The sequence below is a fragment of the Streptomyces sp. NPDC001880 genome, assembly GCF_053594575.1.
In genome coordinates, this window is the sequence record NZ_JBSFET010000028.1 from 70,061 (window position 1) to 76,864 (window position 6,804).

A 6,804-nucleotide genomic window follows, 5' to 3' on the forward strand; every position below is an offset into this window, starting at 1 on the left:
GGTGGGCGGGGCAGGGGCGTCGTCCGGCCGCGCCGCCGCCATCGTCCGGCCCGTCGCCGTCGTACCGGTCGGCTTCATCGGGCCGGGCCGAGTACCTCGTCGGCACTGCGCGGTTCTGTGCGCGGCTGCTGGTTGAGCCTGTGACGCGCGATGGAGGATCGCCGGTAGACCTCCTTGCGGGCCCGCATGATGTTGCCCAGGGGAGCGTGCTCGGCGGTGACTCGCCAGGGCGTGAAGGACAGCGCGTCCATCTTCTCCAGGTTTTCCGGGCCGGAGATGTCCTGCTGCGGCAGCCGCAGCTTCGCCACGGTGACGGACGGCGAGAGCTGCTCGGGCCACTCCACGGTCGTGTCCTCCACCGGCATGCGCTCCAGGTCGGTGCAGAGCTGGACCTGGATGTCGAAGGCGTACGGCCGCTCCTGCAACTCGGCCTGCAGAGCCGGTCGGAAGACCTCCGCCCCCGAGGCCGGATCGATGTCGCGCCGGACCACCGCGGCGGCGAAGAGCGGGTCGGGGGTGATACGCACCTTGGCGATGTAGTCCCCGTGCCGGACCGCGCCCATGGTCCAGTAGCTCGACAGCAGGAGGTTTGCCGGAGGGGTCTTCGACAGGCGCAGAAAGGCCAGGAACTCGTCCCACGCCCAGTCGTCCTGGTCCAGGGTCCCCTTTCCGGTCACGAACTCGGTGAAGAAACGATGTACTCCGGGTCGGCCCCGGGAGAAGTACGCGGGCGCGTTCAGGAACAGTTCCTGGATGAACAGGTAGTGCTCAACCGTGTTGCAGAAGAAGACCGGTCCGTTGATGTTGGCGTAGTCGAACGTGCCGGTGTCCGGCTCGTCCTCCAGCAGGGTCGGGCCAGGGATGTCGAACATCTTCAGCGCCAGTCCGGTGGCGGCGCCCAGTCGCGCGTCGGCTCCGGCGTGAGGTGAGCCGTTGGAGAAGCGGATGAGCGCATCGTGAATTCCCGGAGTCGCGTAGATTCCTTGGGCGTACTCGGGGGCCAGCCCGCTCAGGATCTCCACCTCCCCCCGGACGAGCCCGTAGCCCTTGGCATGGGCGTCACGCAGCGCCCGGCCGGTGCCACCGGCCTCGACCGACTCGGCGATGTAGCCCTCGGTCTTGTCGATCACCGTCTGCAGGTTGCGGTCGAAGTGAGGGTCTTCGGCTTCGACGTCCGGCGTATAGGGGACGAACTGTGCTGCCATGGGGCGACCTCTTTTCGAAGACCGTGGTGGGAATTGCCCTCAGTCCTCCAACTCCGCGAGCCAGCGCAGGGCGCGCAGCCCCGGCACGAAGCAGTACTCACCGCCCCGGGTGACCACGAAGCTGGGCAGGTTCCGCAGGCGACGCCGGACCGGCTTCTCCGGGATGGTGACGCTGCCGGTGCCGCCGTGATGCCCTGCCACCGGATCCTTCTCGCCGGGATGGCCGATGAAGTTGCCGTCGTTGACCCACTCGGCCTTGATGAACTCGAACTGCCGTTCCAGATGGGCTCCGAGGAAGACTCCGACCAGGCCGCGATCGGCGCCGTCGTCCTCCAGCACGCCTTCCGGCAGCGGCGGGCCGTAGGTGGTGCCGCGGCGGATGAGGCGGTGCATCCGGGCATCGCCGATGATGGTGGAATCGCGTGGGTTGGTGCGCCGGATGTGCGCACCGGCGGGGCACCGGAATCCGCGATCGTCGTTCTCCCGGTACAGGAAGTCGTTGACGCGGTGAGGGTCGGCCGCCAGTTCCGGATCATCGTGCTCCGGCGCCAGCGTCAGCGGTGCTCCGCTGGGCCAGCGTCCGACCATCTTCGCGGCCAGGAGGGCCTCCTCCTCGGCGCCGGAGCTGTTCGCGCGCAGGTACCGGCGCCAGGCCGCCACGTTGGTGTGGATCTTGCGTACGGCCGCGTAGGTCCCGTTGCGGCCCAGTACATCAGGGCTGGGCATGGGTGGCAGGCTGCCGGTTTCGTCGGGGTAGCCGAGGATGAACTCGCCTGCCTTGATGGGGGCTTCCCGGGGGTTGGAGCCGGGCAGGCCGACACCCTCGATGTTCGGATGGCTGATGCCGTCGCGGAAGCCGAAGGTGGTGCGGCCGGTCGGGAGCTGGTGGACGTCCTGCTGCCAGATCACCCGGACACCGGGTGTGTCCTCGTAGGCGACACGGGCCCGCTCCAGTTCCTTGTCCAGCTGCGCCGTATCGGAGGAGAGGGCGCTCAACGCGATGTGGACATCGCCGGTTCCGAACGGTGCCTCCCAGTGGGCCGGCGCGCTCTCGCCCACGTCGCCGATCAGCTCCGCCCGGGCAGCCATGCCCTCACGAAAGGCCCGCGGAAAGCTGTCCAGGGAGTCCTGGGGCACCCCCAGAGCCCTCAGCCCCTGATAGGTGAACGCCACAGCGACCCAGGCATCCTGGCTCCGGTCCGCGCCGGGCAGACCCCCCGAGGTCACCGGAAGCAGCCGTCGCAGCAGACCGCGCCCGGCGTGGCGGTCATCCACGTGCAGGAAGACGAACTTCCCCTCGTAGGGCACGGGCCGTGGACGCAGCGCCCCGCTCTGGACATCGTCGATCTCGACGCGCACGCCGGGCCCATTGCTGCTGTCCGCGGTGTTCATGATCGTGTGTGCCTCCGCATCGGTCTCTGTCTGTGCAGCCCCGCACGGCCACCGCCCGTCGACGCGGTCCGACATCGGGTCGGTTCCGCGGGCCGGCCGTGTCCGGGTTCTAGACCGAGGCTTCCTCCAGCAGCTTCTGGAAGGCGGGTGTGGCCACCAATTGCGCGTTGGCCGGGTTCTCCAGCGCCGCCCGGAACTCGGGGGTGTCCAGCACCTCCTGGAACGCGTCGTCCACGCGATGGTCCTTGTAGATGTGCTGAACGGTCAGATCGGGGTAGGCGCTGACGAAGACCCCTGCGGGCTCCTGGTGGGCGAGGAACCAGTCCTTCACCCCTGGGTCCTTGATGCCGGGGAACCCTTCGCTGTGCGAGAAGACCTTGTCGAAGCGGGCCCCGACCACCGTCTTGGCGAAGTCGTCGATGTAGGTGTCCCAGGAGCCGTCGAAGACGCTGGCGAACATGAACCGGGTGTCGTTGTCGAAAATCACATGCCGTGCGTCATGCAGGGTGCCGATCTGGCGCACCGCCGCATGGACCCTCTCGTCATCCGCCGCGTCGGCGAGCTCGGCGAGATCCTCACGCAACGCATCGGCCTCGCCCTGTTTGATCTTGGTGAAGACGGTGAACTCGTTGGCAACCCCATCCGTCCTGCCCGGATGTTCGGGGTGGGCCGGCTGGTTCGCACCTGTCGTCGCAGCCATCGCGGTGTTCTCCTCCACGGATCGGTGCGAGGGCCGCCAAACGCTCGGACATGGGGCGACATCGCCCGCACATGTCCCATGCTCACTCCGGCCGTGCCGCCTCGCATCCCGGCCCCTCGGTCTTGTGGTCACCGGGGCGGACTCCTGGGAAGCACCGGCCACTGCGGGGTCCGGCCCGCCCCGTGCGGCAGGCGCCGGGGGCCTCGCGTCCCAAGAAGTTCCCGGATGACAGATCCGGCCGCGCACAGGAGGATGGAATGCGAGTGATGGGCGTGCCGGGTACGTCGTCGTCACAGCTCTCGGGAGCCGCTTCCGCTCGGCCGTGACACCGTGACGCAGCAGATGGCAGACCAACCTGTTGCGGTGCCCAGGCGGTCGGGTCACCCGCTTCCGCCGAGTCCCCTGTTCCACTGGATCGTCATCCGGAGGCAACCATGGGCGGAGTCCTCGGTGATGTGTTGGGTTTCGCGGCTGCCGTCGCGGTCAGCCCGCTCCCGATCATCGCAATCATCCTGATACTCGCCACGCCTCGGGGCCGTCTCAATGGAGTTCTCTTCACCGTCGGCTGGATCCTGGGACTCTCGGCTCTGGGCGCGGTGATGCTGGCGATCGCCTCCCCCGCAGGTGCCTCCACCCAGAACCACCCGGCCACCTGGGTGGGCGCACTCAAACTCGCCCTGGGCTTGTTCCTCGCCCTCTTCGGCGCCAGGCAATGGCACCGACGCCCGAAGGACCCCTCGCAGGCCCAGCTGCCGAAGTGGATGGGCGCGATCGACCGTCTCGCACCGGTCAAGGTCTTCGCACTCGGACTGGCCCTGGCGGCGCTCAACGCCAAGAACGCTCCGCTGACCGTCGCCGCGGGCGCCTCGATCGGCTCAGCCGGACTGCCGGTCGGGCAACAGATCGCAGCGCTGGCGATCTTCGTCCTGATCGCCACTCTCGGCCTGCTTGCGCCGCTGGGAGTCTTCCTCCTCGGGGGAGAGCGAGCCAAGACCACGCTCGGCAACTGGAAAGCGTGGGCAGCTCAGCACAATGTCGCCGTGATGGCCGTCCTGTTCTTCGTTCTCGGGCTGAAGCTGCTCGGGGACGGCATCTCCATCCTCGCTGCCTGATGCAGTGCCGGCCGAGGGGCGTGGGCGTTGGCTGTGGGGACGCCTCGGGGTAGTCCGTCCGCTGCTGCGTCGTTGCCGTCCGGAGCTGACGGCAGCTCTGACGGCAGCGACGGCACACAGACGCACGTGATCGCCAACCTGAGTCGGCGGGGCTGGAGTCCGCCGGCCCGCTTCATGGCATGCTGCCCGGTCCTACGGATCAGAAGGTGCAACCGCCGCTCATGCCTCCTACTGGCTGGGCGGTGGGTGACAACGCGGGCGGGAACCAGTGGAGCGGAGATCGTGATCCCGGACGAGGCCGGCGCGGCAGTAGGCTTTCGCCTGCCGGTGCAAGCCCCGGAGCAGAGGGCGGATCCGAAAGCTGACCTCGGGCGGGGAGAGCCGGTGGGCTCCACGTGGACCACTGCCCCTGTGGGAGGCAGGAGACCGGTACGCTGTACCCGCTCCACCCCGGGTGGGCAGGGGCGAGGTGGGTTGCCCGAGCGGCCTAAGGGAACGGTCTTGAAAACCGTCGTGGCAGCGATGTCACCGTGGGTTCAAATCCCACACCCACCGCCAGGTCAGAGAACGTGCTGATCAGAAGGGGTGTTCCGATCGAGGGGCACCCCTTTGGCATGGGTCCTGTCTCACCTTGGATCGCCTGTGTGCCGCTTTGGATCATCGTGTGTGGGCCAGGCGTGGACCACGGTCCACGAAACCGAAGCGCGCTGACCTGCGCGTATATAGGAGCGGGGTCACGCTGGGGTCGCCTATCGGATGCGAGTGGTCAGCCGGTCGTCGGTCGCTCGGCCACCGCACGCCGTGCCGCTTCCACCAACTCGCCATGGAAGTGGCCGAGCTGCTCGCGGAGCCGTTCCTCGTCTGCTTGCTCAGCGCCCACCCTCTGGCTATCTGTGGCCAGGAATGCGTCCAGCCAGCGGTCCAAGCACTCCTTGTGGTCCTCCACCTGGAGCCGGAGAGCGCGGGCCGGCTGTAGGACGTCCTCGGAGACCAACAGCCGCAACTGGAAGTAGGTGTTCCTGATATCGGAGACCGCTTGCCCGATGGCATTCCCCATCTCGCCAGAAGCTGGGCTCTCGCCCTCCAACGCCCGGCTGATGTTTGACGCAGCTATCGCGTACCTGTCGTACGCGGCGAGTAAGGCACGGCATGACTCCAGGCGTTGCCCGCGAAGCCAATGGTCGTGGTTGATCGCCGCTTGATCATGCACTTGCCTGGCGGTGGCCCGTGCCGTCGTCTCTGCCCCGAGGCGGGCGCCCCTCGCCGCAGCGATGCCACCGACGGCGGCGCCGCTGATCGCACCCACGAGGCCCACCCCTGCGGTGATCAGTGCTACAAGTCCTTGGTCCATGAACGCAGGATGCAGGCAGGCGCCGCCGAGTGGGTCTGGCTTCCGGAAAGTCAGAAGGGGTGCCCCGCGTGGGACACTCCTTGATTGTTTGGTTGGGCTACTGGTCGTCGGCCTCTGCGAGGGCCCGTTCGATCTGCTGGTTCGCGTGGTGCTGGTTGCGGCGGATGGCCTTGGCGCAGAAGCGGAACAGCACGGCGATGCTGTGACCGGCACGGCGGGCGACTTCGGCCGGGGAGACGCCGGACTCCAGCCAGAGGGAGACGCAGGCGGCACGAAGTCCGTAAGTGACCTCGGCCAAAGGTGTCTTGATCTCGTGGGGGAGTGAGGACGGCTTCGCGAGCGGCTTTCCAGATGTCGCCGTACTCCTTGCTGAGCAGGCCGCCGTTCCGGACAGCCCGGAAGAGTCGTCCGTCCTCGGCCGTGCCGAACTCCTTGATGTGGTCTCGGATCAGGCGGACGAGGATCGGGGGAATGGGCACCTCGCGTGTGGCCCGCCGTGCGCACTTCTTGAGGCTGCGGGAGTCGTACGACTCGCCCGAGTCGGTCCAGCCGGAGCCGACACGCGCCGAGCTGGATGACAGGACGACTTGGCCCCATCCCTCCTCGGGCAGGGTGAAGTCCGAGGCCCGAAGAGTCACGGCCTCGCCGGGGCGGGTTGCCGCGTAGTAGATGCACCCGAAGAACGCCTTGAGGTGCCGTCCACGAACTCCCTGTACGCCCACGGCATCGTCAGCTTCCGGGCGAGAGCCGGGCCGGGTACGTATCTGGAGCGGCCATAGACACCAGATCACGCCCGGCCTGTGGATAGTTTCCGACGATCCCGCGAACAGACCGGTATGAAACAGGCCGATCGCGAGGTGAGCGGGGTGAAGCATGGCAAAACATCCCTCTTCCTATCGGCCGAAGCAGCCGCAGGGGTGGGCTGTCCAAAGTCTCTTTACTGGATCAAGGCGGCATCGACATGGCCCGCGGCTGCGCCGGGCTGTGCACGGTGCCGGCGGAGAAGCGGCTCGCCCGGGGAATGGTCGAGGCACAGCAGTCGGA

At 67.8% G+C, this 6,804-nt stretch carries 6 protein-coding genes, 1 tRNA gene and 1 pseudogene; 3 read left to right on the forward strand and 5 right to left on the reverse strand.

Going from position 1 to position 6,804, the window contains the following annotated elements:
- Positions 1-74 precede the first annotated feature (74 nt).
- The 3 genes from ACWCQ6_RS18105 to ACWCQ6_RS18115 all read right to left on the reverse strand — a co-directional run bounded on the left by ACWCQ6_RS18105 (position 75) and on the right by ACWCQ6_RS18115 (position 3,297).
- Positions 75-1,205, reverse strand: a complete 1,131-nt coding sequence (locus ACWCQ6_RS18105) for a catalase family protein (protein ID WP_451090243.1) — start codon at positions 1,203-1,205, stop codon at positions 75-77.
- A 39-nt stretch (positions 1,206-1,244) separates the two neighbouring features.
- Positions 1,245-2,597, reverse strand: a complete 1,353-nt coding sequence (locus tag ACWCQ6_RS18110) for a Dyp-type peroxidase (protein WP_451090245.1) — start codon at positions 2,595-2,597, stop codon at positions 1,245-1,247.
- A 109-nt stretch (positions 2,598-2,706) separates the two neighbouring features.
- Positions 2,707-3,297: a hypothetical protein gene (locus ACWCQ6_RS18115; protein WP_451090247.1), complete on the reverse strand. Its 591-nt coding sequence runs from the start codon at positions 3,295-3,297 to the stop codon at positions 2,707-2,709.
- 434 nt (positions 3,298-3,731) lie between these two features.
- Here ACWCQ6_RS18115 and ACWCQ6_RS18120 point away from each other — a divergent pair, with 434 nt between their 5' ends.
- On the forward strand, positions 3,732-4,409 hold the full coding sequence (locus ACWCQ6_RS18120) for a GAP family protein (RefSeq protein WP_451090249.1): 678 nt from the start codon (positions 3,732-3,734) through the stop codon (positions 4,407-4,409).
- A 468-nt stretch (positions 4,410-4,877) separates the two neighbouring features.
- Positions 4,878-4,967, forward strand: a tRNA-Ser gene (locus ACWCQ6_RS18125).
- 208 nt (positions 4,968-5,175) lie between these two features.
- On the opposite strand, the gene ACWCQ6_RS18130 is transcribed toward ACWCQ6_RS18125, so the two are convergent.
- Both ACWCQ6_RS18130 and ACWCQ6_RS18135 read right to left on the reverse strand, forming a co-directional pair.
- Entirely contained in the window at positions 5,176-5,760 is a 585-nt protein-coding gene (locus tag ACWCQ6_RS18130; protein ID WP_451090251.1) for a hypothetical protein, read from the reverse strand.
- A gap of 97 nt (positions 5,761-5,857) precedes the next feature.
- A complete protein-coding gene (locus ACWCQ6_RS18135) occupies positions 5,858-6,058 on the reverse strand; it encodes a hypothetical protein (RefSeq protein WP_451090253.1) in 201 nt (66 codons plus the stop codon).
- Between the two features lie 648 nt (positions 6,059-6,706).
- Here ACWCQ6_RS18135 and ACWCQ6_RS18140 point away from each other — a divergent pair.
- Positions 6,707-6,804, forward strand: a pseudogene (locus ACWCQ6_RS18140) (DUF305 domain-containing protein); the annotation flags it as partial.